The 23,312-nt window shown below is 62.6% G+C and carries 17 protein-coding genes; 9 read left to right on the top strand and 8 right to left on the bottom strand.

Going from position 1 to position 23,312, the window contains the following annotated elements:
* Positions 1–95: 95 nt before the first annotated feature.
* Positions 96–1,679 (bottom strand): peptide chain release factor 3, encoded by a 1,584-nt coding sequence (locus KZX66_RS00660; protein WP_248075196.1) that lies wholly within the window; start codon positions 1,677–1,679, stop codon positions 96–98.
* A 330-nt stretch (positions 1,680–2,009) separates the two neighbouring features.
* Here KZX66_RS00660 and KZX66_RS00655 point away from each other — a divergent pair, with 330 nt between their 5' ends.
* The 5 genes from KZX66_RS00655 to KZX66_RS00635 all read left to right on the top strand — a co-directional run bounded on the left by KZX66_RS00655 (position 2,010) and on the right by KZX66_RS00635 (position 7,059).
* Positions 2,010–2,726: an ABC transporter permease gene (locus KZX66_RS00655; RefSeq protein ID WP_027604862.1), complete on the top strand. Its 717-nt coding sequence runs from the start codon at positions 2,010–2,012 to the stop codon at positions 2,724–2,726.
* 37 nt (positions 2,727–2,763) lie between these two features.
* Positions 2,764–3,657: a glycine betaine ABC transporter substrate-binding protein gene (locus KZX66_RS00650; RefSeq protein ID WP_248075195.1), complete on the top strand. Its 894-nt coding sequence runs from the start codon at positions 2,764–2,766 to the stop codon at positions 3,655–3,657.
* A gap of 12 nt (positions 3,658–3,669) precedes the next feature.
* Positions 3,670–4,323, top strand: coding sequence for an ABC transporter permease (locus KZX66_RS00645; protein ID WP_078731538.1), 654 nt, complete (start codon positions 3,670–3,672; stop codon positions 4,321–4,323).
* On the top strand, positions 4,320–5,477 hold the full coding sequence (locus KZX66_RS00640; RefSeq protein ID WP_248075194.1) for an ABC transporter ATP-binding protein: 1,158 nt from the start codon (positions 4,320–4,322) through the stop codon (positions 5,475–5,477). The genes KZX66_RS00645 and KZX66_RS00640 overlap by 4 nt, the downstream gene beginning before the upstream one ends.
* Before the next feature lie 418 nt (positions 5,478–5,895).
* The gene (locus tag KZX66_RS00635) at positions 5,896–7,059 is read left to right on the top strand and encodes a type III PLP-dependent enzyme (protein WP_014716890.1); all 1,164 of its coding nucleotides are present in this window, start codon (positions 5,896–5,898) and stop codon (positions 7,057–7,059) included.
* Positions 7,060–7,108: 49 nt separating this feature from the next.
* Here the strand turns inward: KZX66_RS00635 and KZX66_RS00630 are convergent, their stop codons facing one another.
* On the bottom strand, positions 7,109–7,858 hold the full coding sequence (locus KZX66_RS00630; protein WP_248075193.1) for a tetratricopeptide repeat protein: 750 nt from the start codon (positions 7,856–7,858) through the stop codon (positions 7,109–7,111).
* Positions 7,859–8,539: a Fe2+-dependent dioxygenase gene (locus KZX66_RS00625; protein ID WP_248075191.1), complete on the bottom strand. Its 681-nt coding sequence runs from the start codon at positions 8,537–8,539 to the stop codon at positions 7,859–7,861. It abuts the gene before it with no gap.
* A 206-nt stretch (positions 8,540–8,745) separates the two neighbouring features.
* On the opposite strand from KZX66_RS00625, the gene KZX66_RS00620 reads away from it, so the two are divergent.
* Both KZX66_RS00620 and KZX66_RS00615 read left to right on the top strand, forming a co-directional pair.
* Positions 8,746–11,031 (top strand): TonB-dependent siderophore receptor, encoded by a 2,286-nt coding sequence (locus tag KZX66_RS00620; protein ID WP_248075190.1) that lies wholly within the window; start codon positions 8,746–8,748, stop codon positions 11,029–11,031.
* Between the two features lie 132 nt (positions 11,032–11,163).
* Complete coding sequence (locus KZX66_RS00615) at positions 11,164–13,689, top strand: sulfite reductase flavoprotein subunit alpha (protein ID WP_248075188.1); 2,526 nt, start codon at positions 11,164–11,166, stop codon at positions 13,687–13,689.
* A gap of 74 nt (positions 13,690–13,763) precedes the next feature.
* Here KZX66_RS00615 and KZX66_RS00610 read toward each other — a convergent pair whose 3' ends face one another.
* Genes KZX66_RS00610 through ptsP form a run of 4 tightly spaced genes read right to left on the bottom strand, consistent with a single transcriptional unit; the run spans position 13,764 to position 20,855 of the window.
* Entirely contained in the window at positions 13,764–15,305 is a 1,542-nt protein-coding gene (locus KZX66_RS00610; RefSeq protein WP_248075187.1) for an alkaline phosphatase D family protein, read from the bottom strand.
* Between the two features lie 43 nt (positions 15,306–15,348).
* Positions 15,349–17,064 carry a PTS fructose-like transporter subunit IIB gene (locus KZX66_RS00605; RefSeq protein ID WP_248075185.1) on the bottom strand — a complete coding sequence of 572 codons (1,716 nt, stop codon included), beginning with the start codon at positions 17,062–17,064 and terminating at the stop codon, positions 15,349–15,351.
* Positions 17,065–17,075: 11 nt separating this feature from the next.
* On the bottom strand, positions 17,076–17,996 hold the full coding sequence (gene pfkB / locus KZX66_RS00600) for a 1-phosphofructokinase (protein ID WP_248075182.1): 921 nt from the start codon (positions 17,994–17,996) through the stop codon (positions 17,076–17,078).
* Positions 17,997–20,855, bottom strand: a complete 2,859-nt coding sequence (gene ptsP, locus KZX66_RS00595; protein WP_248075180.1) for a phosphoenolpyruvate--protein phosphotransferase — start codon at positions 20,853–20,855, stop codon at positions 17,997–17,999. It lies immediately after the preceding gene.
* A 293-nt stretch (positions 20,856–21,148) separates the two neighbouring features.
* On the opposite strand from ptsP, the gene cra reads away from it, so the two are divergent.
* Both cra and KZX66_RS00585 read left to right on the top strand, forming a co-directional pair.
* Entirely contained in the window at positions 21,149–22,144 is a 996-nt protein-coding gene (gene cra / locus KZX66_RS00590; protein WP_248075179.1) for a catabolite repressor/activator, read from the top strand.
* Between the two features lie 3 nt (positions 22,145–22,147).
* Positions 22,148–22,924 carry a TatD family hydrolase gene (locus tag KZX66_RS00585; protein ID WP_248075177.1) on the top strand — a complete coding sequence of 259 codons (777 nt, stop codon included), beginning with the start codon at positions 22,148–22,150 and terminating at the stop codon, positions 22,922–22,924.
* Here the strand turns inward: KZX66_RS00585 and KZX66_RS00580 are convergent.
* Positions 22,871–23,302, bottom strand: a complete 432-nt coding sequence (locus KZX66_RS00580) for a hypothetical protein (RefSeq protein WP_248075175.1) — start codon at positions 23,300–23,302, stop codon at positions 22,871–22,873. The two genes, KZX66_RS00585 and KZX66_RS00580, sit on opposite strands and share 54 nt — an antisense overlap.
* Positions 23,303–23,312: the final 10 nt, after the last annotated feature.

Below are 23,312 nucleotides of genomic sequence, written 5' to 3'. Positions count from 1 at the left end.
GATACCGGATTCGCACCCATCCCATGGCTGCTGCAGATCAAAAAAAGTGGGAGGGGATCACCCCTCCCACTTTTTTGTTCAGTCGCGCTCAGAAATCAGTGGTGTTCGCGCGTCGCACGGAATTTCACATCCGGCCAGCGCTCTTCCATCAGCGCCAGGTTGACCCGTGTCGGGGCCAGGTAGGTCAGGTGACCGCCACCATCGACCGCCAGGTTTTCCACGGCCTTGTTGGAGAACTCTTCCAACTTCTTCTTATCGCTGCAATCGATCCAGCGCGCGGAGTACACGGTGATCGGCTCGTAGGAGCATTCAACCTTGTATTCCTCTTTCAGGCGGCTGGCGACCACATCGAACTGCAGCACACCGACGGCGCCGAGGATGATGTCGTTGCTGCGCTCGGGGAAGAACACCTGGGTGGCGCCCTCTTCCGCCAACTGTTGCAAGCCCTGGCGCAATTGTTTGGATTTGAGCGGGTCACGCAGGCGTACGCGGCGGAACAGCTCCGGGGCGAAGTGCGGGATACCGGTAAAGCCCAGGGCCTCGCCTTCGGTGAAGGTGTCGCCGATCTGGATGGTGCCGTGGTTGTGCAGGCCGATGATGTCGCCGGCGTAGGCTTCTTCGAGCTGTTCACGCTCGGAGGAGAAGAACGTCAGGGCATCGCCGATGCGCACGTCCTTGCCGGTGCGCACATGGCGCATCTTCATGCCCTTTTCGTAGCGGCCGGAGCAGATACGCATAAACGCGATACGGTCGCGGTGCTTGGGGTCCATGTTCGCCTGGATCTTGAACACGAAACCGGTGAACTTCTCTTCGACCGGCTCCACCGTACGTTCGTTGGCCACACGCGCCAGCGGGCGCGGAGCCCAGTCGACCACGGCATCGAGGACGTGGTCGACACCGAAGTTGCCCAACGCGGTACCGAAGAACACCGGGGTCAGTTGGCCGTCGAGGAATTCCTGCTGGTTGAACTCATGGCAGGCACCCTGCACCAGTTCCAACTGGTCGACAAAACGGTCGTACTCGTCACCCAGATGGGCGCGGGCTTCATCCGAGTCGAGCTTCTCGATGATTTTCACATCGGTGCGTTCATGCCCGTGGCCGGCGGTGTAGACAATGATGTAGTCGTCGGCCAGGTGGTACACGCCCTTGAAGTCGCGGTAGCAACCAATCGGCCAGGTGATCGGCGCGGCCTTGATCTTCAGGACGGCTTCGATCTCATCCAACAGCTCGATAGGGTCGCGAATGTCGCGGTCGAGTTTGTTGATGAAGCTGACGATCGGCGTGTCACGCAGGCGGCACACGTCCATCAGCGCGATGGTCCGTGGCTCAACGCCCTTACCGCCGTCGAGGACCATCAAGGCCGAGTCCACCGCAGTCAGGGTGCGGTAGGTGTCTTCGGAGAAGTCTTCGTGGCCTGGGGTGTCGAGCAGGTTGACCATGTGGTCGCGATACGGGAATTGCATGACCGACGTGGTAATGGAGATACCCCGTTGTTTTTCCATCTCCATCCAGTCGGATGTCGCATGGCGGTCGGATTTGCGCGACTTCACCGTGCCGGCCACTGCGATTGCCTTGCCCATCAGCAACAGCTTCTCGGTGATGGTGGTCTTACCGGCATCGGGGTGGGAAATAATGGCGAAAGTGCGGCGTTTCGCGACTTCGGCGGCCTGGTGGGTCATGGGAAATCGCCTGGCAGGTGAGTCAAAAAAGGGCGGCGAGTATAGCGCAAACCCCAGGCGCCGGACCACCGTTCACCCGATTGGGGGTGGCTAAATGCTCCCAAGTGTGGAACCTTTTAAAAGGTAGAGACGTCCACTCCCCTGCTACCGCACTCGGAACAGGGGCTGATAAATCAGCAAGTTAGCCTGACGAGGCTGCGCTCATGGCTCGATACATACCGCATTGCCGGTATCGACGAGCTGCTTTTCGCGAACCCAATCGCCGACAGCCAGGAATGGCACTGCCGCCGGAGAATGTGTTCGCCGACAAAAGAAAAAAGGAGTCCGCCTGTGGCTATTCGCTATGGCAAAGGGCTGATAGGAGGCGTGGTTGTCGTCGCGCTCCTGGCCCTGCTGGTCCACTGGATCGGCATCAACACGATCGAACTGTACCGCGACGATTTGTTGTTTTACCTGCAAGCACACCTGATCCTCGTTCTAGTCTCCATGCTGGCCGCCCTTGTTGTAGGGATTCCCGCCGGTATCCTGCTCAGCCGACCGAATATGGTCGGGCGCGCAGAACGCTTCATGCAGATCTTCAACATCGGCAACACCGTCCCGCCCCTGGCCGTACTGGCCATCGCTCTCGGCGTTCTTGGCATCGGCAGTGGCCCGGCCATCTTCGCGCTGTTCCTCGCCTCCCTCCTGCCCATCGTGCGTAACACCTACGAAGGCCTGAAAAACGTGCAGGGTTCCCTCAAGGAAGCCGCCACCGGCATCGGCATGACCCCGCGTCAGGTGCTGTTTCGCGTGGAATTGCCCAACGCCGTGCCGATCATCATCGGCGGCGTGCGCGTGGCCCTGGCGATCAACGTCGGTACCGCACCGCTGGCGTTCCTGATTGGTGCCAACAGCCTGGGCAGCCTGATTTTCCCCGGCATCGCCCTGAACAATCAGCCGCAACTGCTGCTCGGCGCCGCGTGCACCGCGTTGCTGGCGTTGCTGCTCGACGGTCTGGTGACCATGGCCAGCCGCCTCTGGCTGGAACGCGGGTTGCGTCCGTCCTAAGGCTTGGCCGCGTTTAAGGCCTGAAACAGGAATACACATGAAAAAACTGACCTTGATATTGAGCTGCGTCCTGCTGTTTGCAGGTATCGCGCAAGCCGCCGAAAAACCGGTAATCCGCATCGGCGCCCGGGTGTTCACCGAACAGACCCTGCTGGCCGAAATCACCTCCCAGTACCTGCGCACCAAGGGCTACGACACCCAGGTGACCGGCGGCCTGGGCAGCAACCTGGCGCGCAGTGCCCAGGAAAGCGGGCAACTGGACATGCTCTGGGAATACACCGGTGTGTCGCTGGTGGCCTACAACCATATCGACGAGAAGCTCGACAGCGAACAGTCCTACGCTCGAGTGAAAGAACTCGATGCGAAAAAAGGCCTGGTCTGGCTCGCTCCGTCGCGTTTCAGCAACACTTACGCCCTGGCGCTGCCCGAGAAAGTGGCCAAGGAACATCCTGAGATCAACAGCATCAGCGACCTCACCACAGCCATGGCGCAAGACACCAAGGAACACCGTCTGGTGGCCCTGGACACCGAGTTCGCCAATCGCTCCGACGGCCTGGCCGGCATGGTCAAGCGATACGACATGAACCTCACCCGCGAAAACACTCGGCAGATGGACGCCGGACTGGTGTACACCGCGCTGCGTAACGGGCAAGTGTTCGCCGGCCTGGTCTACACCACCGACGGTCGCTTGAATGCCTTCAAATTGAAGCTGCTGGCAGACGACAAACACTACTTCCCGGACTACACCGCCGCCCCCGTGATCCGCCAGGAATACCTCGACAAGCATCCGCAGCTGGCCGCCGAGCTCAAGCCGCTGGCCAATCTGTTCGACGACGAAACCATGCGCCAGTTGAACGCGCGGGTCGACGTCGGCCATGAAAGCCCGTCCGCTGTCGCCGCAGACTTCCTGCGCCAACATCCGATCAACTAACGAGGAGAAGACATGGAATTTCTGAACGCCTTTTCCCATCTTGATTGGGCCCAAGTCCTGCACCTGACCTGGCAGCACATCACCCTGGTCGGCATCGCCGTAATCCTGGCGATTTTCATCGGCGTGCCCCTGGGCATCCTGATGACGCGCTACCCGACCCTGGCCGGCCCGTTGCAGGCCAGCGCCACGGTGCTGCTGACCGTGCCGTCCATCGCGCTGTTCGGCCTGCTGCTGCCGTTCTACTCCAAGTTCGGCCAAGGCCTGGGACCGATGCCGGCGATCACCGCCGTGTTCCTCTACTCCCTGTTGCCGATCATGCGTAACACCTACCTGGCGCTTACCGGCGTAGAGCCGGGCATTCGCGAGGCGGCCAAGGGCATTGGCATGACCTTCGGCCAGCGCCTGCGCATGGTCGAGCTGCCCATCGCCGTGCCGGTGATCCTCGCCGGTGTGCGCACCGCCGTGGTGATGAACATCGGCGTGATGACCATCGCCGCCACCATCGGCGCCGGTGGCCTGGGTGTACTTATTCTGGCTTCCATCAGCCGCAGCGACATGTCGATGCTGATCGTCGGCGCCGTGCTGGTCAGTCTCCTGGCCATCTTCGCCGACTTGCTTCTGCAGTGGTTGCAACGCTCGCTGACTCCAAAAGGATTACTCAAATGATCGAACTTCAAAACCTGTCCAAGACTTTTCAAAGCAACGGCAAAACCGTGACTGCCGTTAACGACGTAAGCCTGACCGTCAATGAAGGCGAAATTTGCGTGTTCCTCGGTCCCTCGGGCTGCGGCAAAAGCACCACGCTGAAAATGATCAACCGCCTGATCAAGCCCACCTCGGGCAAGATCCTGATCAACGGCGAAGACACCACCGACCTCGACGAAGTGACCCTGCGTCGCAACATCGGCTACGTGATCCAGCAGATCGGTCTGTTCCCCAACATGACCATCGAGGAAAACATCGTGGTGGTGCCCAAACTGCTGGGCTGGGACAAACAGAAATGCCACGACCGCGCCCGCGAGCTGATGAGCATGATCAAGCTCGAACCCAAGCAGTACCTGCACCGCTACCCGCGTGAATTGTCCGGTGGCCAGCAACAGCGTATCGGCGTGATCCGCGCCCTGGCGGCCGATGCGCCGTTGTTGCTGATGGACGAGCCGTTCGGCGCGGTCGACCCGATCAACCGCGAGATGATCCAGAACGAGTTCTTCGAGATGCAACGCGCGCTGAACAAGACCGTGATCATGGTCAGCCACGACATCGACGAAGCGATCAAGCTGGGTGACAAGATTGCGATTTTCCGCGCCGGCAAGCTGCTGCAGATCGATCACCCCGACACGCTGCTGGCGCACCCGGCGGACGAGTTCGTCAGCAACTTCGTGGGCCAGGACAGCACCCTCAAGCGCCTGCTGCTGGTGAAGGCCGAAGACGCGGCGGACAACGCCCCGTCGGTAAGCCCGGAAACCCCGGTGGCCGATGCCCTGGAACTGATGGACGAAACCGACCGCCGCTACGTGGTGGTCACCTGCGCCGAGAACAAGGCGCTGGGCTATGTACGACGCCGTGACCTGCACCGTCAGACCGGTACTTGCAGCCAGTACCTGCGCGAGTTCAACGCCACCGCGGCGTATGACGAGCACTTGCGCATCCTGCTGTCGCGCATGTACGAGTTCAACCGGTCGTGGCTGCCGGTGATGGATGCCGAGCGGGTGTTCTTGGGCGAAGTGACCCAGGAGTCGATCGCCGAGTACCTGAGCTCCGGTAAGTCCCGTGGGGGCAAGACCAGCATCGTCTCGCCCGCCGAAACCGCCCTCGCCTGATCTGAACTGACACGACGCCGTTCAAAATGTGGGAGGGGGCATGCCCCTCCCATTTGGCCTCCCGTGTGTCAGGGAAATACCGTCGATTTGCCCCATCGGGGGAACATCAATCCGTCACACCGGTCGGTTACATAAGTAGCTGCACGCGGCCGCGCGACGAACGCGTGCAAAAACGCGACATTTTTAGTTGATCCCACGCCCATCAAGCCCTAAAGTTCGCGCCGAACGTCCATGCTGGAAACGATCCATCCGGCTCAAGTACTGACGACGAGACAGCAAGGCCAAGGGAAGCGGTAAGTCCCATGGCCTTTTTGCTTTCGGCGACATGCCTTGGGAAGTAGGCGAACCAAAGTGGGGATACGGAGGACGTTCATTTGCACCCATTGCTAATTTCAGTTTGCCCTTAGGAGTTCCCAGCATGTCGATCAACGTCGAAGACTATTTCGCACGCGCCACTTTTGACAAAATGAAGGCGTTTGCCGACAAGCAAGAAACCCCGTTCGTGGTAATCGACACCGCGATGATCAGCCAGGCCTACGATGACCTGCGCGCCGGTTTCGAATTCGCCAAGGTGTATTACGCCGTCAAGGCCAACCCGGCCGTCGAGATCATCGACCTGCTCAAAGACAAAGGTTCGAGCTTCGACATCGCTTCGATCTATGAGCTGGACAAGGTCATGGACCGTGGCGTCAGCGCCGACCGTATCAGCTACGGCAACACCATCAAGAAATCCAAGGACATCCGCTACTTCTACGAGAAAGGCGTGCGCCTGTTCTCCACCGACTCCGAAGCCGACCTGCGCAACATCGCCAAGGCCGCACCGGGTTCGAAAGTGTATGTGCGTATCCTCACCGAAGGCTCGACCACGGCTGACTGGCCTTTGTCGCGCAAATTCGGCTGCCAGACCGACATGGCCATGGACCTGCTGATCCTGGCCCGTGACCTGGGCCTGGTGCCTTACGGCATTTCCTTCCACGTCGGCTCGCAACAGCGCGATATCAGCGTGTGGGACGCGGCGATCGCCAAGGTCAAAGTGATCTTCGAACGCCTGAAGGAAGAAGACGGCATCCACCTCAAGCTGATCAACATGGGCGGCGGCTTCCCGGCCAACTACATCACCCGCACCAACAGCCTGGAAACCTACGCCGAAGAAATCATTCGCTTCCTCAAGGAAGACTTCGGCGACGACCTGCCGGAAATCATCCTGGAGCCGGGCCGTTCGTTGATCGCCAACGCCGGTATCCTGGTCAGCGAAGTGGTGCTGGTCGCGCGTAAATCCCGCACCGCCGTCGAGCGTTGGGTGTACACGGACGTGGGCAAGTTCTCCGGTCTGATCGAAACCATGGACGAAGCCATCAAGTTCCCGATCTGGACCGAGAAAAAAGGCGAGATGGAAGAAGTGGTTATCGCCGGTCCTACCTGTGACAGCGCCGACATCATGTACGAAAACTACAAGTACGGCCTGCCGCTGAACCTGGCGATCGGTGACCGTTTGTATTGGTTGTCCACCGGTGCCTACACCACCAGCTACAGCGCAGTTGAATTCAACGGTTTCCCACCGTTGAAGTCGTTCTACGTGTAAGTAAGCGGCTCATAAAAAACCCATGACGTGTCATGGGTTTTTTTATGCCTCAGCAAAGGCTGGCAGCGCGCGCTTGATACGCCTCGGCCATCGCCCGAATCTGCGGATCGTTGGCCGAGGCGAGCGTCTGGTGCGCCACCCGCAAGAACTTCACATTGCCGCCAACGAGCGCCTGACGCAGCCACGCCAGCGCCGCCTCGGTCTGGCCGCTGTCCGCCAACACCGCCGCATAACTGAACTGCCCACGAAAATCCCCGCCCTCGGCGGAGCGGCGATACCAGTGCTCGGCCGCCTCCGGATCCCTCGGGCACCATTGGCCCTCTTCCAGATAACGCCCCAGCAGATTCATCGACTTGGCATGGCCCTGCTCCGCCGCCCGGCGATACAAGCTCAGGGCTTGCGGCTGATCTTCGGCGACACCGCGACCGGTCGCCAGTAAGTTCGCATAGTTGTACTGCGCCCAATCCAGCCCCGCCTCCGCGGCCAGCCGATAGTGCCGCGCAGCCGCCGCCGCATCCGGCGGGCAACCCCAGCCATGTTCCAGACAACGCCCGGCCATATTTCGCGCCATGAGTTGACCGCCGTTGGCAGCGATGTGAAACCAGCGCAACGCCAAGGCTTCGTCGCGGGCGATGCCACGTCCATCGAGCAGGATTTGCCCAAGCAGCGCCTGGGCATCCACCACACCTTCCTTGGCCGCCAGCAGGATCGCCTGGGCGGCGCGTACCGGCGAGTCGTCGAGCATGGCTTGCAGTTGCTCGACGTTCAGCACTTCCTGGCGACGCAACAAGAAGCTCATTCAGACCTCGACCCAGCGACGCAGCAGGTTGTGGTAGGTGCCGGTGAGTTGGATCAGGGCCGGGTGGTCGGGTACGTCCGCCGTCAGTTGGCGGATGGCACCATCCATCTCGAACAACAAGGTGCGCTGGCTGTCTTCGCGCACCAGGCTTTGGGTCCAGAAGAACGAGGCGTAGCGCGCGCCACGGGTCACGGCGTTGACTTTGTGCAGGCTGGAACCGGGGTACAACACCATGTCGCCGGCGGGCAGTTTGACCCGCTGCAGGCCGAAGGTGTCCTGGATCTCCAGTTCGCCGCCGTCATATTCGTCGGGATCGCTGAAGAACAGCGTGGAAGACAGATCAGTGCGCACTCGCTCGTGACTGCCTTTGGGCTGGCGCACGGCATTGTCGATATGAAAATCAAAACTGCCGCCCGCGGTGTAGCAGTTGAGCAGCGGCGGAAAGACTTTGTGCGGTAATGCCGCCGACATGAACAGCGGGTTTTGCCACAAACGCTCAAGCATCGCCGCGCCGATTTCCTTGGCCAACGGGTGGCCTTCGGGCAATTGCAGGTTGTGCTTGGCTTTGGCGGACTGGTGCCCGGCGGTGATTTTGCCGTCGGCCCAATCGGCACCTTCCAGCGCCTGGCGGATGCGCTGCACTTCCTCGCGAGAGAACAGGCCGGGAATGTGCAGCAACATGGGGTAATACCTGTCAGCAAAGGGGCGCCAATGGTATTGATTCTTATCCCCCCTGTAAAACGCCGGAGACGAACGAGATCGTAAAATCCGTAAGCAAAAAGTGTAAAGAATGTAAATTCAGTGCAATTAGCAATGTATCGCAATTGATATGAATACTTGTTCACCCTATATTCCGCGGCCTCACATCCTTGGGGAAAGGACACGTCATGTCGCGCACCACGCTCAAAACAACTGCCGGTTCACCACGTTTACTGGCCTCGGCCATCGGCGTCGCCCTCGGTGCCAGCTCTGCGGCCCATATGGCGCAAGCGGCCGAAGACACTGAACAAAAAGGCCAGCGTGACAGCATCTCCCTGGGTGCGACCAGCATCACTGGGGAAGAGCAGGACACCACGGCCTACCAGGTCGAAAAAGCCTCATCACAGAAATACACCGCGCCACTGGTGGACACACCGCGCTCGGTCACCGTCGTGCCGCAGCAAGTGCTCAAGGACACCGCCGCCACCTCGCTGCAGGATGCCTTGCGCACAGTACCGGGCATCACCTTCGGCGCCGGCGAAGGCGGCAACCCCCAGGGCGATCGCCCGTTCATCCGTGGCTTTGACGCCCAAGGCGACACTTACCTGGACGGCGTGCGCGACACCGGCGGCCAGAGCCGTGAGATTTTCGACATTGAGTCGATCGAAGTCAGCAAAGGCCCGAACTCCTCGTTTGGCGGTCGCGGTTCGGCCGGCGGCAGCCTCAACCTGGTGAGCAAGACCCCACAGGCGCGGGATTTCACCAACGGCGGCTTCACCTACGGTTCCGACCAGACCCGCCGCTACGTGCTCGATGTGAACCGCCAGTTCCTCGACGACAGCGCCGCGTTCCGCCTCAACCTGATGAGCCACGAGCAAAACGTCGCCGGCCGCGATGCGGTGAATTACGACCGTTGGGGTGTGGCTCCGTCGCTGACCTTTGGCCTGGGCACCCCGACCCGCGTCAACCTCAGCTACTACCACCTGGAAAGCAACGACCTGCCGGACTCGGGGATCCCGTATGGCTACGGCTCATCGACCGCCACCGCCCATGTGCATGACAAACCCACCGACGGCGGCGACAGCAATAACTTCTACGGCCTCAAGGACCGTGACTTCCGCAAGACCCGCGCCGACATCAGCACCTTCTCGATCGAGCATGACCTGAACGACAGCATGACCCTGAAGAACACCCTGCGTCATGGCAGCACCGGGCAGGACTACGTCCTGACCCAGCCTGATGACAGTCAGCGTAACGTCAACCGTTTTGGCACCGTCTGGCGTCGCGCCAACACTCGCGTCTCCACCACCACGACCACCACCAACCAGACGGATCTGTTCGGCAGTTTCCAGGCGCTGGGTTTCAAGCACAGTTACTCCACGGGCCTGGAATTCACCGGTGAAGAAACCCGCGTGAGCAGCTACACCGTCAGCCCGAACACCAACCCGATCTGCACCGTGGCCAAGGGCAGCCTGGGCGGCCAGTGCACCTCGCTGAGCAACCCGAACCCGGATGACGCCTGGACCGGCAGCGTCGCGCGCAACTACAACGGCACCAACACCAAGGCCACCAGCCGCGCGGCCTACGTGTTCGACACCATCGAACTCGACCCGAAATGGCTGCTGAACGTCGGCCTGCGCTACGACACCTTCGACACCGTCGCCAACACCAACGCCACCGCCGGGCGCACCAAGCTCAAGGAAGACAGCCAATTCTTCAACTGGCAGGCCGGCCTCGTCTGGAAACCACTGGAAAACGGCAGCCTCTACGCCTCCTACGCCACCTCGGCCACCCCGGCCGGTGGTCTGGTAGGCGAAGGCGCCGACGGCAACCCACTGTCAGCCGGCGCGGCGTCCAGCGACCTGCAACCGGAAGAAACGGTTAACTACGAACTGGGCACCAAGTGGGACCTGTTCCACGATCGCCTCTCGCTGACCGCCGCGGTGTTCCGCACCGAGAAGAAAAACACGCGCATCCTGGTCGACGCCCTCACCTACCAGAACGCCGGTGAATCCCAGGTCGACGGCCTGGAGTTGTCGGCCAGCGGCAAAATCACCGATCAGTGGCAAGTCTTCGCCGGTTACAGCTACCTGGACAGTGAACTGGTCAAGGCTGGCCGTAACGGCCGCAACGGGGTAATCAGCGCCGGCTCCAACGAGGGCAATCAAATGCCCAACACGCCGAAGAACACTTTCAGCCTGTGGACCACCTACGCGATCACCCCCAAGCTGACCGTGGGTGGCGGCGCGTTCTATGTCGACGACGTTTACGGCGATGCCGGTAACACCGTGTATGTACCGTCTTACACACGCTACGACGCCATGGCCAGCTACAAGCTGAGCAAAAACATCGACCTGCAATTGAACGTGCAGAACCTGACCGACAAGGTCTACTACGACAAGGCCTACGCTTCGCACTTCGCCAACCAGGCGGCAGGCCGCACAGCGCTGTTGACTACCAGCTTCCACTACTGACCAACAGCCGCAGCCAAAAGCCCCACGCATCGGATGCGTGGGGCTTTTGCGTGTAAAAAAGAAGGTTTCTCGACAAGCCACGGCATAATGCGCGCCGTGCCCTACATACCCGGATAGACGAGGCGGTCAGACGTGTTCAAGAAAACCCTGTTCCAGTTGCACTGGTTCTTCGGCATCACTGCCGGGCTGGTGCTGGCCTTGATGGGGATCACCGGGGCTGCGGTCTCGTTTCAGGATGAAATACTGCGCGCGCTCAACCCCAGCGTCCTGAGCGTCGAAAAACGCGACGCCGGCGTGCTGCCCCCCGCCGAACTGGTGCGCACCCTCGAAGCCACCGAAGGCAAGACCGTGTCCATGCTGTGGGTGGAGAGCGAAAGCGGTAACGCCGCGCGCGTGTTCTTCACCCCGCCGCCGGGTGAGCGCCGTGGCCAGATGCGCTACTTCGACCCGTACACCGGCCGCTATATGGGCGACGCCGTGGGTCAGGATTTCTTCGGCTTTGTCCTGCAACTGCACCGCTTCCTCGCCATGGGCGAAACCGGCCGGCAGATCACCGGCGCCTGCACGCTGATTCTGGTGTTCTTCTGCCTGTCCGGCTTGTATCTGCGCTGGCCGCGCCAAGTGGCGAATTGGCGCGTGTGGCTGACCCTGGACTGGCGCAAAAAGGGCCGCAGTTTCAACTGGGATTTACACTCGGTGTTCGGCACTTGGTGCCTGCTGGCGTACCTGCTGGCAGCGCTGACCGGCCTGTCCTGGTCCTACGATTGGTACAGCCGGGGCCTGACCAAACTGCTGTCCGATGCGCCGCAAAACGAGCGCATGCGCAAGCGCGGCCCGCCGCCCGCAGGCCCGGCCCCGGTGGCCAACTATGACGCGATCTGGAGCAGCATCTACAGCAACGCTGGCCCTGGCTTGAGCGCCTACAACATCCGCATGCCGGCGGTTGCCGGGCAGCCCGCCACCGTCTATTACCTGCTGAAAAACTCGCCCCATGACCGCGCGCTGAACCAGATCAACCTGGACCCGGCCACCGGTGAGGTCAAATCCCACGAGCAGTACGCCAGCAAAAGCTTCAAGGCGCAGGTGCTGACCAGCCTCTACGCACTGCACACCGGCAGCTATTTCGGCCTGATCGGGCGGATTATCCTCACCATCAGCGCCGTGCTGATGCCGCTGTTCTTTATCACCGGCTGGCTGTTGTACCTGGACCGTCGCCGCAAAAAACGCCAGGTGCGCGACGCCCGCAACGGCCTCGCGGCCAACCATAACGATGCCTCGGCCTGGCTGATCGGCTTTGCCAGCCAGAGCGGTTTTGCCGAACAACTGGCCTGGCAAACCGCCGGGCAATTGCAGGCGGCCGGGCTGGCGGTGAAGGTGCAGTCGCTGGCCAACGTCACGCAGGACGAACTGCGCCAGTCGCAGCACGCGCTGTTTGTGGTGAGCACGTTCGGCGACGGCGAGGCCCCCGACAGCGCCCGAGGTTTCGAGCGCAGCGTGCTGGCGCAGGAGCTGTCCCTCAAAGGCATGAACTACGCGGTGCTGGCCCTGGGTGACCGTCAGTACCCACACTTCTGCGGCTTTGCCCGGCGCTTGCATTTCTGGCTGACCAACCAAGGCGGCACACCGTTGTTCGCCCCGGTGGAAGTGGACAGCGGCGACAGCGTCGCCCTGCAGCACTGGCAGCAACAGCTGGGCCAACTGACCGGCCACGCGCCCACCGCGGCCTGGCCCACGGCGCAGTACGAGCACTGGACGCTCAGCCGGCGCAGCCTGCTCAACCCCGGCAGCAGCGGCTCTGGCGTCTACCTGCTCGGCCTGACCGCGCCCGCGCCGCACACCTGGCAGGCCGGCGATCTGGTCGAAGTGCTGCCACGCAATGCTCCCCAGGCCATCGAGCACTTCCTCGACGGCATGGGCCTGATGGGCAGTGAAGGCGTGGTGGTCGACGGCCTGGCCCAGCCGCTCAACAGGGCCCTGGCCGGCCGCCAGCTACCCGACAACCGCAGCCACATGGTCGGCCTGCATGCCCAGGCACTGGTGGATGCACTGGTACCCCTGGGCATGCGCGAATACTCCATCGCCTCAATCGCCAGCGACGGCGTGCTGGAACTGATCGTGCGCCAGGAGCGCCACCCCGACGGCAGCCTGGGCCTGGGTTCGGGCTGGCTCACCGAATACGCGGCCATCGGCTCGGGCATCAGCCTGCGCCTGCGCCGCAACAGTGGTTTTCATCTGCCGGACGCACCGGTGCCGTTGATTCTGCTGGGTAACGGCACCGGCCTCGCCGGGCTGCGCAGCTTGCTCAAGGCACGCATTGCCGACGGTCAGCAGCGTAACTGGCTGCTGTTTGGCGAACGCAACATCGCCCACGACTACCTGTGCCAGGACGAACTGCAAGGCTGGCTGGCCAGCGGTGATCTGGCCGTGCTGGACCTGGCGTTCTCGCGGGACCAGGAAGAGAAGATCTACGTACAGGATCGTCTGCGCGAATCGGCCGACGTCCTGCGTAAATGGCTGGCCGATGGCGCGGCGATTTATGTGTGCGGGAGCCTGCAAGGGATGGCGGCCGGTGTGGATCAGGTGCTGCATGAAGTGCTGGGCACTGAGGCGGTGGAGCGTTTGATTGAGCAAGGTCGGTATCGCCGGGATGTGTACTGACTCGCCGAGCAACCGTCAAAGCAAGCATCGATCCAGCTGTGGGAGCGGACCTGCTCCCACAGCCCCCTGCCAAATCAGACCGGCTGTAGTTTTTGCTCGAACACGGAGACCCCATCCAGGTCGCGCAAGATCACGCTCAACTCCGCCGTCTGCCCATCAATGTTCACCTCACCAAAAAACTGAAACCCGGCAAACGGCGAGGTGTTCTGCGCCGGCGGTGCCTTCTCGAACACCACTTCAGGGCCAAAGGTTTTGTCCAGCGCATTGGGCCCGAAGCTTCCCGCATTCAGCGGCCCGGCGACGAATTCCCAGAACGGTTCGAAATCCTGGAAGGCTGCACGGTCAGGGTGGTAGTGATGCGCGGCGCAGTAGTGCACATCCGCCGTCAGCCACACGTGGTTGCGCACCTGTTGCGCCCTTAAAAAGCTCAGCAGCTCGGCCATTTCCAACTCGCGACCTTGCGGCGCGCCGGGGTCGTTGTTGGCAATGGCCTCCCAACGCGCCACACCGGGGCTCACCTCGCCGTCGGGCACGCCCAGGCCGATGGGCATGTCGGCAGCGATGACCTTCCATTGCGCTTTCGAGCCCGCGAGTTCGCGCTTGAGCCAGTCCAGTTGCTCACGCCCCAGGAAGGGTTTGGCGCCGCCCAGATTGTCGTCATTGCCGCCGCGATAGCTGCGCATGTCGAGCACGAACACGTCCAGCAACGGGCCGTAACTGAGCTTGCGATAAATCCGCCCGCCGCCGTCGGCTCGCTGCAAGCGCATCGGTGCATATTCGAGCCAGGCCTGGCGTGCGCGGCCGACCAAGGCATTGATGTCTTGGGTCTGGTAACGCTCATCGAGCTGCTTGCTCGGCGACCAGTTATTCACCACTTCATGGTCGTCCCACTGCCAGATCTGCGGCACTTGGGCATTGAAGCGACGCACGTTTTCATCCAGCAGGTTGTAGCGGTAATTGCCGCGATACTCATCGAGGGTTTCCGCGACCTTGCTCTTGGCCTCGGTGGTGATATTGCGCCAGATGCGCCCGCCTTCGGTGGCAAGCTGCGCCGGTACCGGGCCGTCGGCGTAGATGGTGTCGCCGCTATGGATAAAGAAGTCCGGCAGGCGCAGGCGCATGGCTTCATAGATGCGCATGCCACCGATGTCCGGGTTGATGCCAAAACCTTGGCCGACGGTGTCGCCGCTCCACACAAAACGAATGTCGCGGCGTTGCTGCGGCACACTGCGCAAGTGCCCGAACCAGGGTTCGCTGGCGATGCCGGTCTGGGCGTCTTCGAAATGCACGCGGTAAAAGATCGCCTGGTCGGCGGGCAGGCCGCTGAGCTCGACGCGGGCGGTGAAGTCGCTGCGGGCGTCGGCCAACGGCGAGACGAATCGACGTGGGTTGCTGAACACGCTACGCGTGTCCCACTCCACCACCATCCGCGCGGGGCGGTCGCTGCGGCTCCAGACCATGGCGCGGTCACCCAGCAGGTCGCCCGATTGCACGCCATCGGTGAGTTGCGGCCGGTCCTTGACCGACGCGATCACCGCCGGGGCCAGGCCCGGCAGTAACAGACCGGCGCCGACGACTTGCATCACACGGCGACGGCCAGGATCGAAGTGGCTCATGCAGGTGCCCTCTCAAGCATCAAAAGGGCACTAAAGCATGCGCTTATGACACCGGTGCGACAGCCAGGTCCACAGCCTCCGGCCGCTTGATCAGCGCATAGACCAAACCGGTCACCAGACTACCGGCCACAATCGCCAGCAAATACAACAGCGCATGGTTGATCGCATTCGGAATCACCAACACAAACAGGCCGCCATGGGGCGCCGCCAGGACGCAGCCGAAGTACATCGACAAGGCGCCGGTCAACGCGCCACCGGCGATGCAGGCCGGGATCACGCGCAACGGGTCTTTGGCGGCGAACGGGATCGCGCCTTCGGAAATAAAGCACAGCCCGAGAATCATCGCGGCCTTGCCGGCTTCGCGTTCGGTCTGGGCAAACTTACGCCGCGCCAGGAACGTGGCGATGCCCATGCCGATCGGCGGCACCATGCCGGCGGCCATGGTCGCAGCCATCGGCGCGCCGCTGGAGGCTGCCAGCAACCCCACCGAAAACGCATAGGCCGCCTTGTTGATCGGCCCGCCCAGGTCCACACACATCATGCCGCCCAGCAGGATGCCCAGCAGCACCGCGTTGGTGGTGCCCATGGTGCTGAGAAAGTCGGTCAGCCCGGTGAGCATGCGCGCCACAGGCGGGCCGACCAGGTAGATCATCGCCAGGCCGGTGAACAGGCTCGCCAGCAACGGGATGATCAGGATCGGCTTAAGCGCCTCCATGCTTTGCGGCAAACGCACCGCGCGGGTGATCAACTTGACGGCGTAGCCAGCCAGGAAACCGGCAAAGATACCGCCGATAAACCCCGCGCCCAAGGTGCCGGCCAACAGGCCGCCGATCATGCCCGGCGCGATGCCGGGGCGGTCGGCAATCGAGTACGCGATATAACCCGCCAGCAGCGGCACCATCAACGTAAAGGCGCTGTTGCCGACAGATTTCAACGCGGCCGCCAACGTGCCTTGCTGTTCAAATGCATGAATACCGAACGCAAACGACAAGGCGATCAACAGCCCGCCCGCCACCACCATCGGCAACATGAACGACACCCCGGTGAGCAGGTGTTTGTACACACCGGTTTTTTCTGGCTTGGCCACGGCACCGCTGGCGGCGCTTTCCACCGCCCCTTCGGCCAGGGCTTTGTTGAGGGTCGCCTCGGACTGCTTGAGCGCAACGCCAGTACCGCAGCGGTAAATCTTCTTGCCGGCGAAGCGCTCAGTGGCCACTTCGATATCGGCGGCCAGCAACACCACATCCGCGTTGGCAATGGCCTCGGGACTCAATGGTGTGCGGGCGCCTACCGAGCCTTGGGTCTCGACCTGCAAGTCGTAACCCAGGCGCTTGGCGGTTTGTTGCAAGGCTTCGGCCGCCATGAACGTGTGGGCGACGCCGGTCGGGCAGGCCGTGATCGCGACGATACGCGGGGCATTTTTTGTCGCCAGCGGGGCTTGGCTGGCCACATACACCTGGGCCTCTTCGGCGCCCCGGCGCAAGATCGCTTCGACATCCGCCAGCGCCACGGCCGGGGTGCTCTGGAACACGCGTTTGCCGACAAAGCGCTGCATGTCCACCGGGGTGCTGCTCACCAGCAATACCCACTCGGCGGCCTCGAGGGTCGCTTGGGACAACGCACGCTCGGGATGCTGCACGTCCACCACTTCGACGCTGGTGCTCCAGCCCTGGCGTTGCGCGGCGGCGTCCAACAAGCGGGCGCACAGCACACTGGTGACCATGCCGTTGGGGCAGGCAGTAACAATGGCTAACTTCATCACAATCCCTCTTATTGTTCGGTCAGCGTGCGCACAGCGACGCCGCTTTCGAGACGCGCCAACTGCGCGTCATCGCTGATACCAAAACCGATCTGCGTGACCGCCATCGCCGCAATCGCGGTCGCGCGACGCAGGGTCTGCTCGGGTGCTTCGCCACTGAGCAGACCGTGGAGCATGCCGGCCAGCAACGAGTCACCGGCGCCGACAGTGCTGGCCACCGTCACCTTTGGCGGCGTGGCATGCAGGGTTGCACCTGGGCTGTACCAGCTCACGCCGGCCGCCCCGTCGGAGACCACCACATGTTCCACGCCCTGTTGATGCAGTTGGCTGATGGCGTCGGTGGCGTTATGCAGCGCTTCGGCCAGTTCTTCAGTGTTGGGTTTGACCATCCATGGGCCCGCCTTCAACCCGGCGCGCAGCGCTTCGCCGCTGGTGTCCAGAGCGACCTTCAGGCCAAGGCTTTTCAGGGTCTGCAGCAGCGCCTGGAACCATTGCGGGCTGACGCCGCGCGGCAGGCTGCCGGCCACCACCACTGCATCGAACTCGGCAGCGATGCCAGCGAGCGATTCGAGCAACTGTGCCTGCGCCGCCTCACTCACCAGCGGCCCCGGCGCATTGATGTCGGTGATGCGCCCGTCCTGCTCGGCGATCTTGATATTGCTGCGGGTTTCACCGGGAACACGAATAAACGCGTCGCCAAACCCGCGACTGGCGATGAGCGCGTCGAACGCTTCGGGGTTCGCCTCACCCAGAAAACCACCCACGCTCACCTGATGGCCCAGGTCCGCCAAGACCTGCGCCACGTTCACGCCTTTGCCGGCGGCATGGGTCAGCAAGGTTTCGCTACGGTTGACTTCACCCAGTTGCAGGTGCGCCAGACGTACCGTGAGGTCAAACGCCGGGTTCAGCGTCAGGGTCAGAATCCTTGCCATTTACACGGCCTCCACAAGGGCACGCACTTCGGCGGGGGAACCCACCGCCAGTGCTTTTTGCGCCAGGCCCTGGGCCTGGCTCAGACTGAATTCACGCACCCGCGCCTTCACTTCAGGAATGCTGCGAGCCGACACGCTCAACTCATCCACACCCAGGCCGACCAGCACCGGCACCGCCAACGGGTCCGCCGCCAGCTCGCCGCACACACCGACCCATTTGCCATGGGCATGGGCCGCGCGCACGGTGATGTCGATCAGTTGCAATACCGCCGGGTGCAGGCCGTCGGCCTGGGCCGACAGGGTCGGGTGACCACGGTCGATGGCCAGGGTGTACTGGGTCAGGTCGTTGGTACCGACGCTGAAGAAGTCGACTTCCCTGGCCAGCACCGGCGCCAGCAGCGCGGCCGAAGGCACTTCGATCATGATCCCCAGTTGCAGGTCAGCCACCGGAATTTCCAGGCGCAGGCGCTCGGTCATGTCCCGGGCCGCGCGCCACTCCTCCACGCTGCCGACCATCGGGAACATGATGCGCAGCGGGCGATTGTCCGCCGAACGCAGCAGCGCGCGCAGTTGGGCTTCCATGATCTGCGGACGCTGCAAGGTCAGACGAATGCCGCGTACGCCGAGGAAGGGGTTTTCTTCCTCGGCAATCGGCCAGTACGGCAAGGGTTTATCGCCGCCCACGTCGAGGGTGCGCACCACCAGCGGACGCCCGCCGAGGCCGTCGAGGACGCGGCGGTATTCGGCTTCCTGGGTGGCTTCGTCCGGGGCCTGGGGGTGGGCCATGAAAATCAGTTCGGTACGCAGCAAGCCGATGCCTTCGGCGCCCTGCTCCACCGCACCGGCCACACCGGCGCTTTCGCCGATGTTGGCGAACACTTCCACGGCGTGACCGTCACGGGTCAGGGCCGGTTCGTGGCGTTGCGCGGACGCGGCCTGCAGGCGTTGTTCGCGGGTGTCGCGCTCGACGGTGGCGCGTTGCAGGGTCGCGGCATCGGGGTCCACATGCAGGCGGCCGCGCTGGCCATCGAGCAGCAAGGGTGTGCCCGAGGCCAGCAGCAATACTGCCGAACCGGCACCCACCAGCGCAGGGATACCCAGGGCACGCGCAACAATGGCGCTGTGTGCGGTGGCGCCGCCACGGGCGGTGAGGATGCCGGCGACACGCGCCGGGTCGAGGCGGGCAACGTCGGACGGACCGACTTCGTCCATCACCAGGATGTAAGGCTCGCTGGGCTCCTGCGCGCTTTCGACGCCGCACAGTTGCGCCAGCACACGGCGACCGACATCACGCAGGTCGGCGGCGCGCTCCGCGAGCAACGCATCCTGCAACGACTCCTGCTGTTTGGCGGCGGCTTCGATCACGCTCATCCACGCCGCTTCGGCGCTTTCGCCTTGCTTGAGGCGGGTGTCGACGTCGTCGGTCAGTTCCGGGTCGTCGAGCATTTCCTGGTGGGTGATGAAAATCTCGCGGATCGCCTTGGCCGGATTGCGCTCGATCAGGCCCTGGATATCCCGGCGCACGTCTGCCAGGGCAGCTTGCAGGCGCTGGCGCTCGGTGGCCGAGGACTCACCGCGCAGGGGGTAGTCGAAGACGTGCTGGACCTGGATATGCGCAGGGCCGATGGCAATGCCCGGCGCGGCGGCGATGGCCTGCACCTGGCTGCCGGCCGGCGGCGCGCTGAGTACCGGCTCGGTATCGAGCACCTCGGGCTGGGCCGCTGCGGTCGGCAGCGGCTCGACTTCTTCGCCCAACCCCTCTTCTACCGACGCCAGCAGCGCGGGCAGTGCATCACCGGCAATCGTTGGCTCGGCGATAAACTCCAGCACCTGGCCGCGACGCGCGCCCAGGCTGAGCAACTTGCTCAGGCTTTTGACCGACACGGCGCCGGCCGGGCCATCAATGATGCGCACGCGAATATCGCCGTCAAAACTTTTCGCCAATTGCGCGAGAATCTTCGCCGGCCGTGCATGCAGGCCGTGGGCGTTGGCCAGGGTGATACGCGCGCTCGGCCAGTCTGGCGGCAGTTCGCCGCCGAGCACTTCGAGCACCGCGCGGCTGCTGGTGGCGCGGCCCAGTTCCTGGCCACGGCCTTCAATCAACAGGGCGCACAGGCGCTCCAACAACGCCTGATGCGCTTCGCCCAGGCTGGCCAGGCAGAACAGGCCATTGAGTGGCTGGCCGAGGTAACGCATGGGTTTGTCCGGTGTGACGAACGCAAGGCCGGGGCGCTTGACCGTCTGTTCACTGTGCAACCACCACAGGCCATCGCCCAAGGGCAATGCGTCCACCTGCTGCAACACCGCGGCAAACCCGTTGCTCACACAGTCGGCCTGACGCAGAAGGCGTGCACCGCGCCACACCAATTCCTCGAAGTCGTCGGCGGACACGCCCAGGCTGATCATCTGCGCGTCGAGTGCCAGCTCCTGTGGCGCGCCTTGCAGCAGTTTCAACAGCGCCTCGGCGGTCGCGGCACGGCGCAGGGCCTGACCCAGGTCGGTCTCACCGAGGGCACGGGTGAGCAGTTGCAGCAGGCGCAAATGTTCGTCGGATTGGGCCGCAATGCCGATTGCCAGGTAGACGATCTGACCGTCGCCCCAGTCCACCCCTTCGGGGAACTGCAACAGGCGCACGCCCGTCGAGAACACTTGGTCGCGGGTTTCAGGGGTGCCGTGGGGGATTGCAATACCTTGGCCGAGAAAGGTCGAGCCTTGGGCTTCACGGGCTTGCAAACCGCTGAGATACCCTTCGGCGACCAGGCCATCGGCCACCAGTTTGTCAGCGAGCAGGTGCAAGGCAGCAGATTTATCCACAGCCACCTGGCCAATGGATATCTGCTCTACAGTGAGCTCAAGCATGCCGTTCTCCTAGTTAGTGCAAGGTGTGCACTAGGTATTGTTTTGAATAAAACCGTGCAATGGCGTTCAGTAATAACTGACTGAGCAGTCAATGGCAGTCACTACTCAGTGGCGAACGTCGTAAAAATACGCTGGCTGAAACGTTTAATCTAGACTTTGTGGCAGATTACGCGTTAATTGAGCATCGTTGAAGAACCACTCGGCGCTTGAGCTGGGACATGGGTCGTAAGCTGGAATCGGTTACGATTGCAAAAAATGTCGGGGCAAGCTCCAAAAAACAAGGAAATCCCGGTTTGAAACTCAGTGATATAGCACGCCTGGCCGGTGTATCCGTCACCACTGCCAGCTATGTGATCAATGGCAAGGCCGAACAGCAGCGCATCAGCAACGCCACCGTTGAACGGGTGCGTGCCGTGGTCGAGGCCCATGGTTTTACTCCCAACCCCCAGGCCGCAGGGCTGCGCAGTCGGCACACGCGCACCTTGGGTTTTATCCTGCCGGACCTGGAAAACCCCAGTTACGCACGTATTGCCAAGCTATTGGAACAGGGCGCGCGCGCGCGCGGCTATCAATTGCTGATCGCCAGCTCCGACGACAAGGCGGACAGCGAGCGCCAACTGCTGCAACTGTTTCGCGCGCGGCGCTGCGATGCATTGTTCGTGGCCAGCTGCCTGCCCGCCGGCGACGACAGTTATTGCGAGTTGCAAGCCAAGGGTCTGCCGGTGATCGCCATCGACCGGGTGATGGAGCCGGGGCAGTTCTGTTCGGTGGTCAGCGATGACCGCCAGGCTTGCCAGCAATTGACCAGCAGCCTGCTGCAACCGCTGCCCAAGCAAATCGTGCTGATTGGCGCACGCCCCGAACTGAGCATCAGCGGGGAACGTGCCGCTGGTTTCCGTGAAGCCTTGCAGGGGTTCACTGGTGAAGTGATCGTCGAACACGGCGAGGCCTTCAGTCGCGACTGCGGTCGGCAACTGATGGAGCACCTCCTTCAGCAATTGGGGCATTTGCCCGACGCGCTGGTGACTACGTCCTACGTGCTGTTGCAGGGCGTGTTCGACGCGCTGCATGACTTCCCACTCAAGTCGCGCCCACTGCGCCTGGGCACCTTTGGTGACACCCAGCTGCTGGACTTCCTGCCGCTGCCGGTCAACGCCATGGCGCAGCAACATCAGTTGATCGCCGATACCGCCCTGCGCCTGGCCCTGGCGGCCATTGAAGAAGAGCACTACCAGCCGGGCGTGCACGCCATCGGCCGGACCTTCAAGCAGCGCATTGTCGAGGCGTAAGGCGTGGAGCTGATCGACACCCACACCCACCTGGACTTTCCGGACTTCGATACCGACCGCCGCGAAGTCCTCGCCCGCAGTCGCGAAGTGGGTGTGCGACGTATGGTGGTATTGGGGGTGTATCAGCAAAATTGGCAGCGTGTGTGGGACTTGGTGCAGGCCGATGAGGGTTTGTTCGCCGCCTTTGGCCTGCACCCGGTGTACCTCGAAGAGCACCGTCCTGCCGGCCTGACGGCACTGGGCGACTGGCTCAATCGCCTGCGTGGCCACCGGCAACTGTGCGCAGTGGGTGAGATCGGCCTGGATTACTTCCTTGAACACCTGGACCGTGAGCGCCAGCAAACCCTGTTCGAGGCCCAGTTGCAGTTGGCGCTGGATTTCCAACTGCCGGCACTGCTGCACGTGCGCCGCAGTCATGCGGCGGTTATCGCCACCCTCAAGCGCATCCGCCTGCCCCGGGGCGGTATCATCCACGCCTTCGCCGGCAGCCGCGAAGAAGCCCGCGAATACATCAAGCTGGGCTTCAAACTCGGCCTGGGCGGCGCCGCCACCTGGCCCCAGGCGCTGCGTATGCACAAGGTGCTGGCGCAACTGCCGCTGGACGCGGTGGTACTGGAAACCGACTCACCGGATATGGCACCCGCCATGTATCCAGGCCAACGCAATAGCCCGTTGCATCTGCCGGCGATCTGCACGGCGCTGGCCGAACACATGGGCACCCGCCCGTCATTGCTGGCCGAGGCGAGCACACGCAACGCGTGCGAGCTGTTCAATTGGTAAGGCTGGCGTGACCGCGCGCAGCTTCAAGGTCAGCCGTTGCTGGTGACGGGCGTAGCGCAACACCAGAAAATGCACCAGCACCACGACCAGTGAAATATTGAGCTGCCCCAGCATACTGATCAGCCCCACCCACTCCGCCACCAGCGCCACGATCAGCACCACGCAGGTCAGCACCACCATGCTCGGGCGCACCATCGCCCAGTGGTCCAGGGCCTTGAAATGGCGCAACTGCCGCGGACACGTGAGCGCCAGGACCCGCTGGCAATAAGGACAATCAAAGGGCTCTTCAATGGCGATGGCATTCACCTGCCAAGGCTTGAGTTCGAACGTGATATCGCAATGGGCGCAATGCCCTTTGATGCCAATGGCCTTGGTCATCGTCGTGCCT

This window comes from Pseudomonas sp. EYE_354, assembly GCF_023148575.1.
Taxonomy (GTDB): Bacteria; Pseudomonadota; Gammaproteobacteria; order Pseudomonadales; family Pseudomonadaceae; genus Aquipseudomonas.
The sequence above is the reverse complement of the archived record's forward strand: the minus strand, read 5'-3'. Positions and strand labels throughout refer to the sequence as shown.

Bases quoted from the DNA above. Each gene is read 5' to 3' on its own strand.
- KZX66_RS00630 (WP_248075193.1), bottom strand. From the start codon at position 7,858: ATGAGCTTCTTGTTGCGTCGCCAGGAAGTGCTGAACGTCGAGCAACTG.
- KZX66_RS00645 (WP_078731538.1), top strand. From the start codon at position 3,670: ATGGAATTTCTGAACGCCTTTTCCCATCTTGATTGGGCCCAAGTCCTG.
- pfkB (WP_248075182.1), bottom strand. From the start codon at position 17,996: ATGGCAAGGATTCTGACCCTGACGCTGAACCCGGCGTTTGACCTCACG.
- ptsP (WP_248075180.1), bottom strand. From the start codon at position 20,855: ATGCTTGAGCTCACTGTAGAGCAGATATCCATTGGCCAGGTGGCTGTG.
- KZX66_RS00620 (WP_248075190.1), top strand. From the start codon at position 8,746: ATGTCGCGCACCACGCTCAAAACAACTGCCGGTTCACCACGTTTACTG.
- KZX66_RS00610 (WP_248075187.1), bottom strand. From the start codon at position 15,305: ATGAGCCACTTCGATCCTGGCCGTCGCCGTGTGATGCAAGTCGTCGGC.
- KZX66_RS00660 (WP_248075196.1), bottom strand. From the start codon at position 1,679: ATGACCCACCAGGCCGCCGAAGTCGCGAAACGCCGCACTTTCGCCATT.
- KZX66_RS00650 (WP_248075195.1), top strand. From the start codon at position 2,764: ATGAAAAAACTGACCTTGATATTGAGCTGCGTCCTGCTGTTTGCAGGT.
- KZX66_RS00580 (WP_248075175.1), bottom strand. From the start codon at position 23,302: ATGACCAAGGCCATTGGCATCAAAGGGCATTGCGCCCATTGCGATATC.
- KZX66_RS00605 (WP_248075185.1), bottom strand. From the start codon at position 17,064: ATGAAGTTAGCCATTGTTACTGCCTGCCCCAACGGCATGGTCACCAGT.
- KZX66_RS00625 (WP_248075191.1), bottom strand. From the start codon at position 8,539: ATGTTGCTGCACATTCCCGGCCTGTTCTCTCGCGAGGAAGTGCAGCGC.
- KZX66_RS00640 (WP_248075194.1), top strand. From the start codon at position 4,320: ATGATCGAACTTCAAAACCTGTCCAAGACTTTTCAAAGCAACGGCAAA.
- KZX66_RS00635 (WP_014716890.1), top strand. From the start codon at position 5,896: ATGTCGATCAACGTCGAAGACTATTTCGCACGCGCCACTTTTGACAAA.